The organism is Mesorhizobium sp. M0663, assembly GCF_040320585.1.
Lineage (GTDB): Bacteria > Pseudomonadota > Alphaproteobacteria > Rhizobiales > Rhizobiaceae > Mesorhizobium.
Map to the genome: position 1 here is coordinate 103474 of NZ_JAMYPX010000004.1, position 16013 is coordinate 119486.

Annotated in this window: 17 protein-coding genes; 7 read left to right on the forward strand and 10 right to left on the reverse strand. The window is 62.1% G+C overall.

Going from position 1 to position 16013, the window contains the following annotated elements; translation table 11 throughout:
- Positions 1-8: 8 nt before the first annotated feature.
- A complete protein-coding gene (locus tag NKI54_RS09805; RefSeq protein ID WP_023677059.1) occupies positions 9-1958 on the reverse strand; it encodes a PrkA family serine protein kinase in 1950 nt (649 codons plus the stop codon).
- Positions 1959-2229: 271 nt separating this feature from the next.
- On the opposite strand from NKI54_RS09805, the gene NKI54_RS09810 reads away from it, so the two are divergent.
- Positions 2230-2391 carry a hypothetical protein gene (locus NKI54_RS09810; protein WP_023677058.1) on the forward strand — a complete coding sequence of 54 codons (162 nt, stop codon included), beginning with the start codon at positions 2230-2232 and terminating at the stop codon, positions 2389-2391.
- A 16-nt stretch (positions 2392-2407) separates the two neighbouring features.
- On the opposite strand, the gene ocd is transcribed toward NKI54_RS09810, so the two are convergent.
- Together ocd and rocF are read right to left on the reverse strand one after the other, a co-directional pair.
- Positions 2408-3475 (reverse strand): ornithine cyclodeaminase, encoded by a 1068-nt coding sequence (gene ocd / locus NKI54_RS09815; RefSeq protein WP_352571844.1) that lies wholly within the window; start codon positions 3473-3475, stop codon positions 2408-2410.
- Positions 3476-3478: 3 nt separating this feature from the next.
- Positions 3479-4399, reverse strand: a complete 921-nt coding sequence (rocF, locus tag NKI54_RS09820; RefSeq protein WP_352588776.1) for an arginase — start codon at positions 4397-4399, stop codon at positions 3479-3481.
- A 130-nt stretch (positions 4400-4529) separates the two neighbouring features.
- Between rocF and NKI54_RS09825 the strand changes: the two genes are divergently transcribed.
- Together NKI54_RS09825 and NKI54_RS09830 are read left to right on the forward strand one after the other, a co-directional pair.
- The gene (locus NKI54_RS09825) at positions 4530-4967 is read left to right on the forward strand and encodes an Lrp/AsnC family transcriptional regulator (RefSeq protein ID WP_352588773.1); all 438 of its coding nucleotides are present in this window, start codon (positions 4530-4532) and stop codon (positions 4965-4967) included.
- 208 nt (positions 4968-5175) lie between these two features.
- Positions 5176-5499: a hypothetical protein gene (locus tag NKI54_RS09830; protein WP_352588770.1), complete on the forward strand. Its 324-nt coding sequence runs from the start codon at positions 5176-5178 to the stop codon at positions 5497-5499.
- 41 nt (positions 5500-5540) lie between these two features.
- Here the strand turns inward: NKI54_RS09830 and NKI54_RS09835 are convergent, their stop codons facing one another.
- The 3 genes from NKI54_RS09835 to NKI54_RS09845 form a co-directional block, all read right to left on the reverse strand.
- Complete coding sequence (locus tag NKI54_RS09835) at positions 5541-5762, reverse strand: hypothetical protein (protein ID WP_352588767.1); 222 nt, start codon at positions 5760-5762, stop codon at positions 5541-5543.
- A gap of 146 nt (positions 5763-5908) precedes the next feature.
- Positions 5909-6169 (reverse strand): SpoIIAA family protein, encoded by a 261-nt coding sequence (locus tag NKI54_RS09840; RefSeq protein ID WP_352588764.1) that lies wholly within the window; start codon positions 6167-6169, stop codon positions 5909-5911.
- Positions 6170-6267: 98 nt separating this feature from the next.
- Positions 6268-7449 (reverse strand): DUF3182 family protein, encoded by a 1182-nt coding sequence (locus NKI54_RS09845; RefSeq protein ID WP_352637321.1) that lies wholly within the window; start codon positions 7447-7449, stop codon positions 6268-6270.
- A 131-nt stretch (positions 7450-7580) separates the two neighbouring features.
- On the opposite strand from NKI54_RS09845, the gene NKI54_RS09850 reads away from it, so the two are divergent.
- Positions 7581-8084, forward strand: a complete 504-nt coding sequence (locus NKI54_RS09850) for a YbhB/YbcL family Raf kinase inhibitor-like protein (RefSeq protein WP_352588960.1) — start codon at positions 7581-7583, stop codon at positions 8082-8084.
- 153 nt (positions 8085-8237) lie between these two features.
- Here the strand turns inward: NKI54_RS09850 and cyoD are convergent, their stop codons facing one another.
- From cyoD to cyoA, 4 genes are read right to left on the reverse strand one after another with little or no spacing between them, the layout of a single operon-like run.
- A complete protein-coding gene (cyoD, locus tag NKI54_RS09855; protein WP_023677049.1) occupies positions 8238-8666 on the reverse strand; it encodes a cytochrome o ubiquinol oxidase subunit IV in 429 nt (142 codons plus the stop codon).
- Positions 8663-9313, reverse strand: a complete 651-nt coding sequence (cyoC, locus tag NKI54_RS09860) for a cytochrome o ubiquinol oxidase subunit III (protein WP_352637323.1) — start codon at positions 9311-9313, stop codon at positions 8663-8665. Before cyoC ends, cyoD begins: the two co-directional genes overlap by 4 nt.
- Complete coding sequence (gene cyoB / locus NKI54_RS09865; protein ID WP_352637324.1) at positions 9310-11316, reverse strand: cytochrome o ubiquinol oxidase subunit I; 2007 nt, start codon at positions 11314-11316, stop codon at positions 9310-9312. The genes cyoC and cyoB overlap by 4 nt, the downstream gene beginning before the upstream one ends.
- Positions 11317-11318: 2 nt before the next feature.
- Positions 11319-12242, reverse strand: coding sequence for a ubiquinol oxidase subunit II (cyoA, locus tag NKI54_RS09870; protein ID WP_352691348.1), 924 nt, complete (start codon positions 12240-12242; stop codon positions 11319-11321).
- A 591-nt stretch (positions 12243-12833) separates the two neighbouring features.
- Here cyoA and NKI54_RS09875 point away from each other — a divergent pair.
- From NKI54_RS09875 to NKI54_RS09885, 3 genes are read left to right on the forward strand one after another with little or no spacing between them, the layout of a single operon-like run.
- Positions 12834-13976 carry an extracellular solute-binding protein gene (locus NKI54_RS09875; RefSeq protein WP_352637327.1) on the forward strand — a complete coding sequence of 381 codons (1143 nt, stop codon included), beginning with the start codon at positions 12834-12836 and terminating at the stop codon, positions 13974-13976.
- Positions 13976-14827, forward strand: a complete 852-nt coding sequence (locus tag NKI54_RS09880) for an IclR family transcriptional regulator (RefSeq protein ID WP_352637328.1) — start codon at positions 13976-13978, stop codon at positions 14825-14827. Before NKI54_RS09875 ends, NKI54_RS09880 begins: the two co-directional genes overlap by 1 nt.
- A 23-nt stretch (positions 14828-14850) precedes the next feature.
- The gene (locus NKI54_RS09885; protein WP_352617742.1) at positions 14851-15882 is read left to right on the forward strand and encodes a sugar ABC transporter substrate-binding protein; all 1032 of its coding nucleotides are present in this window, start codon (positions 14851-14853) and stop codon (positions 15880-15882) included.
- The last annotated feature ends 131 nt before the right edge of the window (positions 15883-16013 follow it).

The window sequence follows — 16013 nt, forward strand, 5'->3', positions numbered from 1 at the left end:
GGCTGGCTTCAACCCGCCTTGTTCACCCGCATGTACCAGTCCACCAGCCGGCGGACCTGGCGCTCGGTGTAGCCGCGCTGGATCATCCGCTGCACGAATTCGGTATGCCGCTTCTCCGTCACGCTGTCCTGCTTGGAGCCGAAGCTGATCACCGGCAGCAGATCTTCGACCTGCCCGAACATCCGCTTCTCGATGACTTCGCGCAGCTTTTCGTAGCTTGTCCATGATGGGTTGCGGCCATGGTTTCTGGCCCGCGCGCGCAGCGTGAACTTCACCACTTCGTTGCGGAAGTCCTTGGGATTGGCGATGCCGGCCGGCTTTTCGACCTGCGACAGTTCGTTGTCCAGAACCTCGCGATTGAGGATCTGGCCGGTATCGGTATCCTTGTAGTCCTGATCCTCGATCCAGGCATCGGCATAGGCGATGTAGCGGTCGAACAGGTTCTGGCCGTATTCGCTATAGGATTCCAGATAAGCCTTCTGGATCTCGTGTCCGATGAACTCGGCATAACGGGTCGCCAGCTCCGACTTTATGAAATCGAGATAGTCCGCCTCTGTTTCCTTCGGGAACTGCTCGCGCTTGATCGCCTCTTCCAGGATGTACATCAGATGCACCGGATCGGCGGCCACCTCTTCGGTGTCGTAGTTGAAGGTCTGCGACAGGATCTTGAAGGCGAAGCGGGTGCTGACGCCGGTCATGCCTTCATCGACACCGGCCGCGTTTCGGTACTCCTGGACCGACTTCGCCTTGGGATCGGTTTCCTTGAGGTTCTCGCCGTCATAGACGCGCATCTTGGTGTAGAGCGGCGAATTGTCGTGTTCGGCCAGGCGGGTCGAAACGGTGAACCGGCTGAGGATATCGAGCACTTCCGGAGCGCAGGGGCTGGAGGCCAATTCGCTTTCGCGCAACAGCTTCTCGTAGATCTGCCGCTCTTCGGTGACCCGCAGGCAATACGGCACCTTGACCACCAGGATACGGTCGAGGAACGCCTCGTTGTTCTTGTTGTTCTTGAATTGCAGCCATTCCGATTCGTTGGAATGGGCAACGATGATGCCCTGATAGGGGAAAGCGCCGAAATTCTCGGTGCCGTTGTAGCTGCCTTCCTGGGTCGCGGTCAGCAGCGGATGCAGCACCTTGATCGGCGCCTTGAACATCTCGACGAATTCGAGCAGTCCTTGCGTGGTCCGGTTCAGGCCGCCGCTATAGGAATAGGCATCCGGATCGGACTGGCTGAAGTTTTCCAGCTGCCTGATGTCGACCTTGCCGACCAGGGCCGAAACGTCCTGGTTGTTCTCATCGCCCGGCTCGGTCTTGGCGATGCCGATCTGGCGAAGCCTGGACGGCATCAGCTTGACGACGCTGAATTTGGAGATGTCGCCGGACAATTCGTCGAGGCGCTTGGCCGCCCAGGGCGAGATCAGGCCGTTCAGCCGCCGCCGGGCGATGCCGTATTTATCCTCCAAAAGGTCGCCCATGCGGTCGGGGTCGAACAGCCCGAGCGGCGATTCGAACACCGGGCTGACCTGGCCGCCGACCTTCAGCGTATAGATCGGACGCTGCTCCATCAGCCTTTTCAGCTGCTCCGCAAGCGAGGACTTGCCGCCGCCGACCGGGCCGAGGAGATAGAGTATCTGCTTGCGTTCCTCGAGCCCTTGCGAGGCATAGCGGAAATAACCGGCGATACGCTCGATCGTATCCTCCATGCCGTAAAAGTCGGCGAAGGTCGGATAGATCTTGATCGTCCGGTTCGAAAAAATACGGCCAAGCCGCTCGTCCTTGCTGGTATCGACAAAGGTCGGCTCGCCAATCGCCTCGACCATCCGCTCGGGCGCCGAGGCGTACATCGACTTGTCCTCGCGGCAGGCAAGCAGATATTGCTGGAGGCTTATCTCCTCCTGCGCCGCATTCTTGTAAACCTCGGAAAACAGATCGAAGACGTCGGATTGATTCTCACGCATGGTATTCCTAGCCCCGGAGCCGGTGTGGCTGCACGTTTGTCTCTTGAACAACCAAATGTCGGAAAGCCCTTGTGGTTCCCTTCACTTTGCAGAGAGTGCCTGTGACCGAATGATAAGACTCTAGATAAGGGCATCCTGAGTGCAGACAAGGCGTGGAACGCCCCGCTCGAAGCATTAAATCCTGAATCGCGCCACGCCGTGCGGGCGACCTCCGATAAGACGGAGGAACGGTTCTGGTCCTTCCCGGTTGTGAAGGAAAGGAGACGGTTCGATGTTTGAGACTAGTTTGTGGTTGCTCGTTGTTGCAGGCGGTCCACTGCTGCTGGCAATCCTGATCGCCTACGCCCTGCTCACGCAGCGCCGTCGCGGCCCGGCGGAGCGCAGGGAAAGCGACCGCGCCACCGAGCGCCTCTACCAGGAAAAGAAGGACTGACCGACAGGATCGCAGCTCAGCTGCCGGCAACCGCCAGCCCGGCCACTTTTTCGGCGCGCAGCAGCATGCCGAACAGGTCACGCGGTTCATCGGGATCGGCCAGAAGGTCTAGTTCCTCGTAAAGGCCGGTCCGCTGAAGCTGATCGCGGACGTAGCGCAGCGCGGAAAAATCCTCGATCGCAAAGCCGACGGAATCAAACAGCGTGATCTGTCCGGCGTCCGTCCGGCCTGCTGCCTTTCCTGTCATCACCTGCCACAATTCGGTGATCGGATGGTCCGCATCGAGCTGCTGGCTCTCGCCTTCGATGCGCGTCTGCGGCGGATACTCGACGAAAATATTCGAGCGCAGCAGAATGTCGCGATGCAGCTCGGTCTTGCCCGGGCAGTCGCCGCCGACCGCGTTGATGTGCACGCCGGACCCGACCATGTTGTCGGTCAGGATTGTTGCCGACCGCTTGTCGGCGGTCACCGTGGTGATGATCTCTGCACCTTCGACGGCCTCCTGCGCCGACGCGCAGAGCTTGATGTCGAAACCCATGCCGGCAAGGTTCTTCATGCATTTGGTCGAGGCCGCCGGGTCGATATCGTAGAGGCGCAGCCTGTCGACGCCAAGCAGCGCCTTGAACGCAATGGCCTGAAATTCCGATTGCGCGCCATTGCCGATGATCGCCATGCACCGGGCGGCCTTGGGAGCGAGGTATTTCGCGGCAACCGCCGAGCTGGCCGCCGTTCGCAGGGCGGTCAGGATGGTCATTTCCGAAAGCAGCATCGGATAGCCGTTGCCGACATCGGCAAGCACGCCGAAAGCGGTCACGGTCTGACGGCCGTCACGCGTGTTCTTCGGATGCCCGTTGACATATTTGAAGCCGTAAAGCTGCCCGTCGCTGGTCGGCATCAGCTCAATGACGCCGTCAATGCTGTGCGAGGCGACGCGCGGCGTCTTGTCGAACAGCTCCCAACGCCTGAAATCCTCTTCGATATAGGCGGCAAGCTCGACCAGAAAGCGCTCGATGCCGATGGCAAGCACCAGCTTCATCATGCGGTCGACGCTGACGAAAGGAACGATGTTCAAATTGACCGTCATGGCTCAGAACCCCCTCGTCGGGCGATCCATGATCCGCCGGCCCATCAAGCTTGCGGTCAGGTCGACCAAAAGCGTGGCGGTGCGGCCGCGCTCGTCAAGAAAAGGGTTGAGCTCGACCAGGTCGAGACTGGTGACGAGGCCGCTGTCATGCAGCATTTCCATCGCCAGATGCGCCTCGCGGAAGGTGGCGCCGCCTGGGACGGTGGTGCCGACCGCCGGGGCGATCGACGGGTCGAGAAAATCGACGTCGAGGCTGACGTGGAGCATGCCGTTGGCGGCGCTCACCCGTTCGAGAAAGGCGCGAAGCAGTTGCGCGATGCCGTGCTCGTCGATCGAACGCATGTCGTGGACCGTCACGCCGGCTCTGCGCAATGCATCCCTTTCCGCCAGGTCCACGCTGCGGATCCCCAGCGCGCATATGCGAGCCGGCTCCACCTGCGCTGCAAGGCGGGGGAAATAGCCCTCGAAGCCGGGCTGCCCGCTGGCATAAGCCAGCGGCACACCATGCAAATTGCCGCTGGTCGTCGTGTCGAGCGTATGAAAATCGGGGTGCGCATCGAGCCACAGCACGAAGAGCGGCCGGCCGGCATTCGCCGCCCGGCGGGCAATGCCGGCGAGCGTGCCGGCCGAAATGCTGTGGTCGCCGCCGAGAAAGATCGGCATCGCATCGGCGCTCGCGGCATAGGCGGTTTCGCTGATTGCCGCCGTCCAGGCGGCGATTTCCGGCAGCGCCTTCACCGCCGCATTGCCGTGTACGACAGGGCGCATATCGGCAGGGACAATCGTTCCGAGGTCGGTCAGCGTATGGCCAAGCTCGGTCAGCGCGCCGGCCAGGCCGGCCGTGCGCAGCGCACTCGGCCCCATCTCGCAGCCCATCCTACCCGAGCCGGCCTGGATCGGTGCCCCAACGATTGTGCAATGCATTTGTCATACCCCACCGAATTACGATGCCTTTATTGAAGCGGGCATCGCTGGCAGAATGAACATGTCAAATTGGCAAATTTGTCGAAGTGCCTTACCATTGTGGCATCATCTACTTCCGTTGTGAGCAATCATGGACCAGCTCGACGAGCAGATCATCACCTCTTTGCGGCACGACGCCCGGCGCAGCATTTCCGATCTTGCCGTCAGCCTGGGTGTCTCCCGGGCAACGGTAAGGTCCCGGATCGAGCGACTTGAAAGGGACGGCGTCATCGTCGGCTACACCGTCATTCTGCGCGCCGACGCGGTCGATCAGCGCGTGCGTGGCATCATGATGATCGAGATCGAAGGCCACGCCGCCGATCGCGTCATTCGGGCGCTGGGCGGCTTCTCCGAGGTCTCGACCATCCACACCACCAATGGCCGCTGGGATCTGGTGATAGAACTCGGAACCCAGACCCTGAGCGAGTTCGATGCGGTGCTGAGACGTATCCGCCTGATCCCCGGAATTACCGGCAGCGAAACAAGCCTGCTCCTGGCAACGCCACGCACCACCAAGGCTCGGCTGTGACTTCGAGGAACTGCGCTTGACCTGCAGCGGTAACGAAATCCGCCAAGGAACCTTCAATTGTCGCCGCGGTTAGAGCAATTCCAGTAAAAGTGTGGAACGGTTTTCCGTTCGGAATTGCGTCAAAACGAAAAAATAGAGCGGTTCAGCGTTTCCGGGAAACGACGAACCGTTCTAGGCCCGGACAGGCCTCCTTCGAGGGAGAACAATCATGGCTCACGCCCAGCAGGAACTGGTCGAATTCGTTATCAGCAAAGCCTTCAACCCGGTCATGCGGGCCAAACCGGACGGAAAATCCGATGCCGAGCGCAAGACGCTCGAACATGTCCAGCAGGCCACGAAGACCGAGATTGAGCGCTATCGCCGTTACGGCTCGGCCGAGGAGGTCGCGACCAATTTCAAGCGCGACCTGAATTCCGACGCTGCCAAAAAGTTGCACGCCCAGCTGCGCCGACTGCATCTGCCGACGATCGAGGACATTCGTGACGACTTCGAGGACAAGGCCCGCAAGCTCGGGGTCAAGGCCTCGTCGTAGATCCGCGACCGATCGCCTCGGTGACGTCCGTCAGGCTGTCATCACAAACCGTCCTTGGTCGGAGGCCACCCTGACCGAACCGTCTCGGGGATGTTGTCCGACGTCAGATCGCCCCGATTGAGCTTTTCAATCGCTTCATCGGCTTCGCTTTCGTCGAGACCGGAAAGCGGCAATCCATCGACCACGACGGCTTCGTCGCTCTCGCTGTCATAGACCTCCCAGAGGCCTTCCGGATCCTGTCGTTTGTCGTAAACGGTTGGCATGGCCATTTCCGTAACCACTCCTGCAGGCAACGCCGCTATTGCACGCCCGCCACCCATTTCAGGGCCTGGGCCTTTTCGTCCTCCGGGAACACCCGCGCCTCGATTTGCGGAAACAGCGCGTCCGTCATTTCCGTGGCGGCCTTGATCTACTGCTTGTCGGAAATCACCGCGGCACGTTTGAAGCGGTGGAGCTCGCCAAGTTTGCTCAGCCCATACTGCAGGTCGCGCCGCAAGGCGCCAGCCGTCATGTCCTCGAAATCGGCAAGATCGGTCAGGACGCCGATGTCCTTGTGGTCGCTCAGTTTCGCTTCGATTGCCGGGATGACTTTGTCGTAGTCGTCCGCCGTCACGGTGCCGGTGACACGAAAGGCGGCTACGTTCTGGGGAGCGGAAATCATCTCGATCATTTTTTCCTCCGGTCTCTGACTTGCTGCCTGCCCGAAACAAACTCGGCCATTGGTGGATGTTCCCTGCCGGAGGCGTGCTTGACTTCAACCTGACATGGCTAGAATGACGATCGGCCGGCTTCCCCGATCGGCCCTCGGATCGCCTGGGTGACGACGGTATAACGCGTGATTTGACCCTCCTCGGGGTCCTCCCCGTGGAAGTGGATTGCTGCGTTCGGCGGCAGCCGCGCAGTGCTGCCGAACTGCTTGACGGCGGAGACATGCACGATCTGCATGTCGGGGTCGCGCTTCATGGCGTCCATCGCTGCCAGCTCGGCGCTGCTGCTGCCACCGATCCGCCAGCTGGCTTCCAGCACACCCGATCGCCAGATGCCCGAGGAATCGACACCTTGGCCGATGTCGTAGTTGCGCCGTGAGGCGAAAAATCCGGGATAACCATCCATCGCTGCGTCATAGGTTCTCGCCTGCGCCACGGCCAAACCCAGCGTCGGCGATAATCGCAGCTCATCCAGCGCCTCCCATCCGCCGCGCACGACGACCAGATCGGATCCGCCGTAAACGGGCTGTCCGTCGTTGTCGGTCGTCGTCCGCTGGGTGCCGTAATAGCTGATCGACAATTCGTCGATCATGGTTCTGCCAACGCTCAGCGTAACGATGTCGCGAAGCTGCGTTTCGAGAACAAGGCCGTATTCGCTTAGGTCAGAGGATGGATATTGGTCCAGCAGCCTTTCGACATCGCCGACCGTCGCGGCGGTGTGCTGGTCGCGGCCCCGCGAAGCGCGCGGTGGCTTGAACCGGACCAGCCCGAGCTCCAGCAGACGTTGCGCTGCGCGCAGCGCGTCGTGGCGTGAAAATGCGGTGTAACCGGGCAGTACGGCCGCGGCGACGGCCCTGCCGAAGCCGGCGTGCCATTCTTTTGGCCGTGCCGCCGATCCGTCCACCAGCTCGTGGGTTATGGCCTTGGTGGTTGCGAGGCGCCAGGGCACCACACCGCCGAAGAGGTCGTCCGGCCCGTTTATGCCCAGTTGGAGCGCATCGACGGCAAGCAGGCTGTCGTCCGGCACGAAATACAGTCGGCCACTGTCACCGCCGCCGTCACGCAGGCCCTGGCGGAAGGCAAAGCCCTTCAACGCCGCAATCGTGCGCGCAACGGCAGCGACGGTTTCCCGCTCGTGGGTATAGATTGTCTCGCCGCCCGGCACGGAGAATGCGACCACAACACCTTTCGCCCCGCTTGGTTGCTTACCGCTTAGCCCGGTCATGTCGCGCCCTTCGTCCATTGCCGAGCCTCTTGCCGCCATTCCGCGGCGATGCGTCCGAACCGAAAAACCCGCTTCCTCGGCGAATGTTCCGGCCAACGGCCGGCTGCGGGTTTGACCAGGTGGCTGCCCGGAACATCGGTGGCTCGCGGTTGTTATGCGGGAACCTCAGCCAGGGAGATCGAGACCATGGCTTTCACGCTCAAAGCTCTGCCTTTGCCGATGGCGAAAAAATACCGCCGCGCTATTCCCGCGACGGCGGCAACGTCTCGCCGCCATTGGAGTGGACGGACGCGCCGCAAGGAACCAAAAGCTTCGTCCTGGCCGTCGAGGACCCCGACGCCCCTTCAGGCATGTTCCGTCATTGGGCGGTCTACGACATCGACGCACAGCGGAACTTTCTTCCCGAAGGCACGACCGCCGGCGCCAAGACCGAGAGCCTCGGACACGGCGTCAATGATTTCGGCAATCCTCATTATGACGGCCCCCAGCCGCCGCCTGGGCATGGGCTCCACCATTACCATTTCCGGCTTCTTGCGGTCGACGTCGAGACGCTGCGTCTCGACGAGAAGGCTGCCGTCGAAGACGTGCTGAAACAGGCCGCGCCGCACGTCGTGGGAGAGGCCGAGCTCGTCGGCACATTCGAACGGGCTTGAGACCGGAGCTCGCTGTCGCATGAACTGCGGCGAACGGCCGGAATAATCGCTAAAGCGCGTCGCGTTCGATCGGCCTCATGCGACGCGCTTTAGATTCTTGTTTTTACGCATGTCGTTATCACAAAACCGCTGCACACTTTTGCGCGACATGCATCAGCGGTTCATGTTCATGATCGCGTTCATCGGCATCAAATTGTGGTCGAGGTTGGCCATGATCCAGATCGAGCCGCCAATCACCAGAACTACGATCAGCACGCCGAAGGCAAGCGCTAGAGCGTTGTTGGTGTTGTCCGGCCCCGTCGTGATGTGCAGGAAGAAGACGAGATGCACGCCCATCTGGGCGATCGCAAGCACGACCAGCGCCACCGGAATGCCGGGTGCCCATATCAGGTTGGTTCCGAGCAACCAGAACGAGGCGATGGTCAACAGCGTTGCCAGCCCGAGGCCGATCACATAGCCGCGTAGCCCGGATCCGACTTCGGTGTCGCCGAGGTATTCGTCACCCGGCGCCGTATCGATGTCGTAGCGCTCCAGCCCATCGGTGTCGCGCCGTTGCGCGTGGCGATCGTCCGCATTGCTCATCGACTTGCTCCCAGGAGATAGACCACCGTGAACAGGGCGACCCAGATGATGTCGAGGGCGTGCCAGAACAGGCTGAAGCACATGAAACGCCGAAGAATATCGTCACGGAATCCCTTGGCGAAGATCTGCGCCATCATCGTGAGCAGCCACAGCAGCCCCGCCGTGACGTGAAGGCCATGGCATCCAACCAGCGTGAAGAACGCCGACAGGAAAGCGCTGCGCGTCGGTCCGGCACCGCTGGCAACCATATGCGCGAACTCGCGCAACTCAAGCAGGATGAAGCTGGCGCCGAGCACGAAGGTGACAGCCATCGCGACATAGAACCAGGAGCTTCGCCGCGCTGCCACGGCGAGGCTGGCGAGACCGCAGGTAAAACTCGACAAAAGCAGGGCCGCCGTCTCGATCGCAACGTTGCGCAGGTCGAATAGCTCGGCCCCGCTCGGCCCGCCCGCCGTCTTGCCCGCCAGCACGGCATAGGCGGCAAAGAAGGCCGAGAACATCACGATGTCGCTCAGAAGGAAGATCCAGAAGCCGTAGCCGACGACGATCCGGATCGGTGCCGGGCCGCCGTCGCCGTGGCCGGGTGCATGGCCGTGCCCGCCATGGAGGCGGTAGGGGTCACGCTCTCGAACATCGATCGCGGTCATGGCCTTGGCCCTGTGTAGGTAACCAGCGCCTCGCGGCGGGCACTTCGGTTGGCGCGGTCGATCCGGGCGACTTCGGCGGCAGGAATGACGTATTCGGGGATGTCGCGCCACGCGAATACGACGAAGGTGGCCAAAGCACCGAGCGCGCCGAGCGCCACCATCCACCAGATGTGCCAGATGAGGGCAAAACCCATCACAGTCGCAAAGAAGGCGCAGATGAACCCGGTGGGACTGTTGCGCGGCATCTCGATCGGCTCGTAGTCAGGCTCGTCGCGCAGCCGGTTTCGCTCGCGTGCCCGCTGCTTGATGCTCCAGTAGGGCTCTTCGCCTTCGACATGCGGAAGCGCGGCGAAGTTGAAGACCGGCGGCGGCGAGGGCGTGGCCCATTCCAGCGAGCGGCCGTCCCAGGGATCTCCGGTGGCGTCGCGAAGTGCCGCGCGCTGCCGGATGCTGACGACGAGCTGTACGATCTGCGCGACCACGCCGGCGGTGGTGATTAACATGCCTGCGCCGGCAACCAGCACCCACGGATACCAGGCCGGCACGTCGAAATGCTGCATGCGGCGGGTCATGCCGAGCAGGCCGACAGCGTAGAGCGGCACGAAAGTGGCGTAGAAGCCGATCAGCGTCAGCCAGAAGGCCAGCTTGCCCCAGCCCTCGTGCAGCCGGAAGCCGAATGCCTTGGGAAACCAGTAGGTATATCCCGCGAAGGCGCCGAACAGCACACCGCCGATGATGACGTTGTGGAAATGCGCTACCAGGAACAGGCTGTTGTGGAGCAGGAAATCGGCCGGCGGCACCGCCAGCAACACGCCCGTCATGCCGCCGATGACGAACGTCACCATAAAGCCCAGCGACCACAGCATTGGCGTCGCGAAGCGGATGCGGCCGCCATACATGGTGAACATCCAGTTATAGATCTTCACGCCGGTACCGACAGCGATGATGCTGGTGGCGATGCCGAACGCGGCGTTGACGTCGGCGCCGGCGCCCATGGTGAAGAAGTGGTGCAGCCACACCATGAAGGAGACGATGCAGATGAAGAGCGTCGCGGCCACCATCGAGCGGTAGCCGAACAGCGGCTTGCTGGAGAAGGTGGAGATGACCTCCGAGAAGATGCCGAACGCCGGCAGGACGAGGATATAGACCTCGGGATGGCCCCAGGCCCAGATCAGGTTCACGAACATCAGCATGTTGCCGCCGGCTTCATTGGTGAAGAAATGAAAGCCGAAATAGCGGTCGAGCGTCAGCATCGCGAGCGTGGCGGTGAGGATCGGGAAGGCGGCGACGATGAGCAGGCTGGCGGCGAGTGAGGTCCAGCAGAACATCGACATGCGCAGGTAGCTCATGCCGGGCGCCCGCATCTTCAGGATCGTGGTGACGAAATTGATCCCGGTGAGCAGCGTTCCGACGCCCGATATCTGCACCGCCCACAGATAATAGTCGACGCCGACGCCCGGTGAGTAGGCGGTCTCGCTGAGCGGCGGGTAGGGCAGCCATCCGGTACGGGCGAATTCTCCGATCACCAGCGAGATGTTGACCAACAGCGCACCGGTGGCGGTGAGCCAGAAGCTCACCGAGTTGAGCGTCGGAAAGGCAACGTCGCGGACGCCGAGCTGCAGCGGCACGACCAGGTTCATCAGTCCGATGACGAACGGCATCGCCCCGAAAAAGATCATGATGGTGCCGTGGGCGGAAAAGACCTGGTTGAAGTGATCGGGCGGCAGATAGCCGGGCGCCTGGAAGGCGAGGGCTTGCTGGGACCGCATCATGACGGCGTCGCTGAAGCCGCGCAGCAGCATCAGCAGCGCCAGCAGCGTGTACATGACGCCGATCCGCTTGTGATCGACGCTGGTGATCCATTCGCGCCACAGATAGGGGAAATGGCCGGCCAGGAAGACCCAGGCCAGCACGCCGAGGATTGCCAGGGCGACGACCGCCGAGGCGATCATCGGCAGAGGCTGATCGAACGGAATGACGTCCCAGCTCAATTTTCCGAGCATTGTCAGCCTCCTGTCTTGGGCGATACGCTCGGCTCGGGGCGACCGGCCTGGGGACCGGGCGCGGGCGGAACGCCCTGCGTCGCGATTTCATGGAAAAGGTCCGGCTCGACCGAGCGATAGGTCGAAGGCGGCACGTCGATGCTCTGTCTGGCTAGTTCCTGGTAGCTGGCCTTGTCGAGTGCCTGTCCCTGGCTTCGCGCCGAATTGACGAACGCGTCGAAGGCATCCGCTGCGACTGCATGCAGCACGAATTGCATGCCTGGAAAACCGTCACCGCTGAAATGGGCCGACCGCCCATAAAATTCGCCCGGCTGATCCGCCTGCAGGTGAAGCTGCGTCGTCATGCCATTCATCGTATAGATCATGCCGCCAAGCTGAGGCACGAAGAACGCGTTCATGACGCTTGCCGAGGTAAGCGAGAAATGCACCGGCCTGCCCGCCGGCACCACGAGCTGGTTGATGCTCGCGACATTCTGCTCGGGGTAGATGAACAGCCATTTCCAGTCGAGCGAGACGACCTGCACCTCAAGCGGCTTTTGCTGCGAATCCAGCGGCTTCATTGGATCGAGGTCATGCGACCCGATCCAGATCATGCCGCTCAGAAACAGGATGACGAGGATGGGGATCGACCAGACCACCAGTTCGATTCGTCCGGAATAGGCCCATTCCGGCAGGTACCGCGCTCTTGTGTTGGTTTCCCGGAACCACCAGGCAAAGCCGAGCGTCGCCACGATCGTCGGGATGACGATGGCCAGCATGATAGCAACCGAATTGAGCAGGATCGTCCGCTGCGCCGCCCCCACCGGCCCTTGCGGATCGAGCACGCCGCCCTGGCAGCCGGCAAGCAGCCCGACCAGCAAAATCGTCGCGCCGAGGCAGCCAAGACGGATGGCGGCACAGTTTCGAACGATCACCCTCAGCAGCATGAGATCTCGCCGTTTCCTGAAAACCGATTGGAACGTTGCAGGCAGCGTGGCTGCCAACCCCGAATGTGCGCGCCGGTGTGCTCCTGGCGACAGTTTCTTCACGCACGCGGCTCCGGCTGGCAGAACCGCATGCCGTGGATGTTGTCGTTAAGCGGTCGACCTGTCGAGAACCCCTCCAAATCCCAAGCAACCAGAGCCAAATCCTAAGGAACCAGAAACAATACCCAGATCGAAGTTATCGCCAGAACGCGGCGAATGCCAAGGCGGTAAACCGGTTCATGGCCGCGCCCACGGTTGGTCCATTTAGTCCGCTCCCTGCGACGTGGCTGCTGATTCCAGTGATGCTGCTCCAGATGGCTGCGCCAACCGAACGAATGTTCGTCGCGAAAGTTCCCCAAAAGCCAGATCCATCGCAGCCTTTGGTTGCAGGCCGGCGGCAACGCGATGCGCACCAAGGATGGTTGGGCGGCTTTCTCGCCAAACGGAAGCGAGGACTGGCTTTGCGTATGTAAAAACTACTTGTCTAGGTGAAAATAGTTGCTACTAATCGGCTGGGCTGGCGCATGGCCGCCTCTGGGAGGAATTTCGGGCATGACAAGACTGCGCGGTCTCGCGTGGGATCACCGACGCTGCTGGGGTCCGCTCGACGCCAGCATCGGGCCGTATTGTGCCGCCAATCCCGGTCTTGAGATCGAATGGGACCGCCGCAGCCTCTACGAGTTCGGCGAGGGCGCGCTTGGTCCGGTGCTCGGCGCCTATGACCTTGTCGTGTTCGACCATCCGTTCATCGGCGATATTGCCGAAGGCGGGCTGATGGTGCCGTTCGATTTGTCGGCCGAGCAGCGCCACGGCTTCGAACGGGATTCGGTCGGCGCATCCTGGCAATCCTACGCAAGGGACGGGCTTCAATGGGCGTTGCCGATCGATGCTGCCTGTCAGGTTGCCTCGTATCGCCCCGATCTGCTGGAGCGCTACGGACCGCTGCCGCGCAGCCATGACCAGGTGCTGGAGCTCGGCCGGCGCGCCTTGAAGGACGGCAAATGGCTTGGGCTGCCGTTGGTGCCGACTGACGCCATGTGCCTGCTTTTGACGCTGGGCGATCCGCGGGAAGACGGCGACGAGTTCATCGCCGGGGAAAAAATCGAGCGGGCCGTCGGGCAATTGCGCCAGCTTGCGGCGCTGTCGCATCCGGATTCGCCGAAATGGAACCCGATCCGCTGCTACGATCACATGATCGGGCATGACGACGTGGTCTACGTGCCGTTCGCCTTCGGCTATGTGAATTATGCCTCCAGGGCAGACAGGCCGTATCTGCGCTTCGCCGACGTGCCGACGCCGCGATCCGCCGGCGCCTTGCTCGGCGGCGCCGGCATCGGCGTCAGCGCCCAATCGCAACACAAGCAGGCAGCCATCGATTACGCGCTGTTTCTGTGCTCGCCCGGCTATCAGCGCGGCGACTATGTGAAATCCGGCGGACAGCCGGGGTCGCTGGCGGCGTGGCAGGATACCGAGGTCAACGCTCTCTCGGGCGGCTTCTTCGCCTCGACGCTGGCGACGATCGAAGCCTCCTATCTGCGCCCGACCCATCCGGGCTTCATCAGCTTCTTCCGCCAATGCGCCCCTCATGCCGCGGCGGCGATCGCCGGCGAATTGCAGGCGGCCGAGCTCGCGGATCGGCTGAACCGGCTCTATCGCGAGACCAGGCATGGCCAGCCGCAACGGAGCGTCGCGTAATGGCCGCCGATATTGCCCAGATCGTCGACGAAGGCGAAAGCGGCCGCAACGGCTATCGGGTGCCGGCGGTGGAGAAGGCGCTCGACATACTGGAATTCATGGCTGCCAGCGGCGAGCCGCTGACCCAAACCGAGATCGCCACCGGAATGGGGCGCTCCATTCACGAGATCTACCGCATCCTGCTGTTGCTGGAGAAGCGCGGCTACATTTTCCGGACGCAATCGGACCGCTTCCGCCTGTCGCTGAAGCTGTTCGAGCTGGCGCATATGCATCCGCCGGTAAACCGCCTGGTCGAATGTGCGCTGCCGGTGATGCGCGGCCTCGCCGCCAATGCCGACCAGAGCTGCCATCTGGTCGTGCGCGAAGGCGAGAGCGCACTGGTCGTGCTGCAGATCGATTCGCCTTTGCCGATGCGTTATTCGGTTGCCCTTGGCTCGCATTTCCCGATACTCGAAACGAGCTCCGGCGCGGTGCTGCTGGCGCATTCGAGCCGCGCCGAGCGTGGCCGCATCGTCGAACGGATCGTCGCCGCAGGCGAAGGCCAAGGCAGCCGGGCGGAAATCGAAGCGCGGCTGAACGAGGTCGCAAGGCTCGGCTATGAAATGCGCGCCTCGCTGGCTGTCGAGGGCTGCACCAACATCTCGATGCCGGTGCGCGACCATACCGGCGCCGTCATTGCCGCGCTCACCGTCCCCTTCCTGCCGCAAAAGGCCGCCCGCTTCGATCGCAGCACCGTATTCGAGCGGACGAAGGCAGCGGCCGAGACGATATCGGCGGCGCTGGGCGCGGGCGAAGCTGCCGCCTCTTCACGTGCCGACCCGGAACGGCGGGACTATCCGTTCAGCAACTGACAAGAAATACAGGGAGAAGAAACATGAACTGGTCCAAATCGATGCTGTTTGCCTCGGCGGCGGTGCTGGCTCTGAGCGCCGCCGCGGCACACGCCGAAAACATGCCGAAGCGCATCGGCTACGTCACCAACTACGCCACGCATGAGTGGTATCAGAACGTCATCAAGGGCATGCAGTCCCGCGCCAAGGAACTCGGTATCGAGCTCGAGGTGCAGGACGCCAATCTGGACGTTGCCAAGGAGGTCTCCGCCGCCGAAGATTTCATGGCCAAGGGCGTCGACGTCCTGATCATCACGCCCGTCAACGAGGAAGGCGTCGTGCCGCTGCTGCGCCAGGCGAAATCCAACAACGTTCCAGTCGTGCTCGAAGGCAATCCGGTCAAGGGCATGACCACAATGGTCGCGATCTGCGACTACGACACCGGCTACACCGCCGGCGTCGAAGCCGGCAAATACGCCAAGGAAAAGCTCGAAGGCAAAGCCAAGGTGATGAATGTCGGCCTGCCGCTGCTGTCCGCCACGGTGCTGCGGTCGCAGGGTTTCATGGATGGCCTCAAGACCATCATCCCCGACGCGGTCATGGTCCACGACCTCGACGGTGGCGGCAATCCCGATCGCGCGCTCGAGGTCTCTTCGGCGGCACTTGCCAAGAACGCCGACATCAACATCATCTACGGCATCAACGATTCCTCCTCGCTCGGCGGCCTTCAGGCCTGGAAAGCGGCCGGCAAGTCGCAGGACGGCCTGTTGACGGTCGGCACCGGCGGCGAAGGCCTCGCCTTCATGAATGCAATGCAGAACGAGCCGTCCTATCGCATCGAAGCCGCGATGTTCCCTGAAAAGGAAGGCTACACCGCCATCGATGCAGCGGTTAAGCTCTTCAACGGCGAAGAGGTGCCGGAACACATCGTCAGCCCGACCGCGCCGATGAACGGCGACGACTGGAAGAAGTTCTACGACTACGATGGCACCACACGCAAAATCAAATGGGATGCCGTCAATGCGCTTCAGCCACCGGAAAAATGCATGAAAACTTCCGCCGATCTGAAGAAGTAAGGATTCCGGCTAGCCCTTCCCGCGCGGCGGGAAGGGCATCGGATCGGATGCCGACGGCAAAACAGGTCAACCGCCCTGTTTTGGCCGGCAGTTTCCAGACGGCGACGGCACCCGATGCGGCCCGGAAATGA

Coding starts and splice junctions, on each gene's coding strand:
- NKI54_RS09805 (WP_023677059.1), bottom strand. CDS start 1,958: ATGCGTGAGAATCAATCCGACGTCTTCGATCTGTTTTCCGAGGTTTAC.
- NKI54_RS09810 (WP_023677058.1), top strand. CDS start 2,230: ATGTTTGAGACTAGTTTGTGGTTGCTCGTTGTTGCAGGCGGTCCACTG.
- ocd (WP_352571844.1), bottom strand. CDS start 3,475: ATGACGGTCAATTTGAACATCGTTCCTTTCGTCAGCGTCGACCGCATG.
- rocF (WP_352588776.1), bottom strand. CDS start 4,399: ATGCATTGCACAATCGTTGGGGCACCGATCCAGGCCGGCTCGGGTAGG.
- NKI54_RS09825 (WP_352588773.1), top strand. CDS start 4,530: ATGGACCAGCTCGACGAGCAGATCATCACCTCTTTGCGGCACGACGCC.
- NKI54_RS09830 (WP_352588770.1), top strand. CDS start 5,176: ATGGCTCACGCCCAGCAGGAACTGGTCGAATTCGTTATCAGCAAAGCC.
- NKI54_RS09835 (WP_352588767.1), bottom strand. CDS start 5,762: ATGCCAACCGTTTACGACAAACGACAGGATCCGGAAGGCCTCTGGGAG.
- NKI54_RS09840 (WP_352588764.1), bottom strand. CDS start 6,169: ATGATCGAGATGATTTCCGCTCCCCAGAACGTAGCCGCCTTTCGTGTC.
- NKI54_RS09845 (WP_352637321.1), bottom strand. CDS start 7,449: ATGGACGAAGGGCGCGACATGACCGGGCTAAGCGGTAAGCAACCAAGC.
- cyoD (WP_023677049.1), bottom strand. CDS start 8,666: ATGAGCAATGCGGACGATCGCCACGCGCAACGGCGCGACACCGATGGG.
- cyoC (WP_352637323.1), bottom strand. CDS start 9,313: ATGACCGCGATCGATGTTCGAGAGCGTGACCCCTACCGCCTCCATGGC.
- cyoB (WP_352637324.1), bottom strand. CDS start 11,316: ATGCTCGGAAAATTGAGCTGGGACGTCATTCCGTTCGATCAGCCTCTG.
- cyoA (WP_352691348.1), bottom strand. CDS start 12,242: ATGCTGCTGAGGGTGATCGTTCGAAACTGTGCCGCCATCCGTCTTGGC.
- NKI54_RS09875 (WP_352637327.1), top strand. CDS start 12,834: ATGACAAGACTGCGCGGTCTCGCGTGGGATCACCGACGCTGCTGGGGT.
- NKI54_RS09880 (WP_352637328.1), top strand. CDS start 13,976: ATGGCCGCCGATATTGCCCAGATCGTCGACGAAGGCGAAAGCGGCCGC.
- NKI54_RS09885 (WP_352617742.1), top strand. CDS start 14,851: ATGAACTGGTCCAAATCGATGCTGTTTGCCTCGGCGGCGGTGCTGGCT.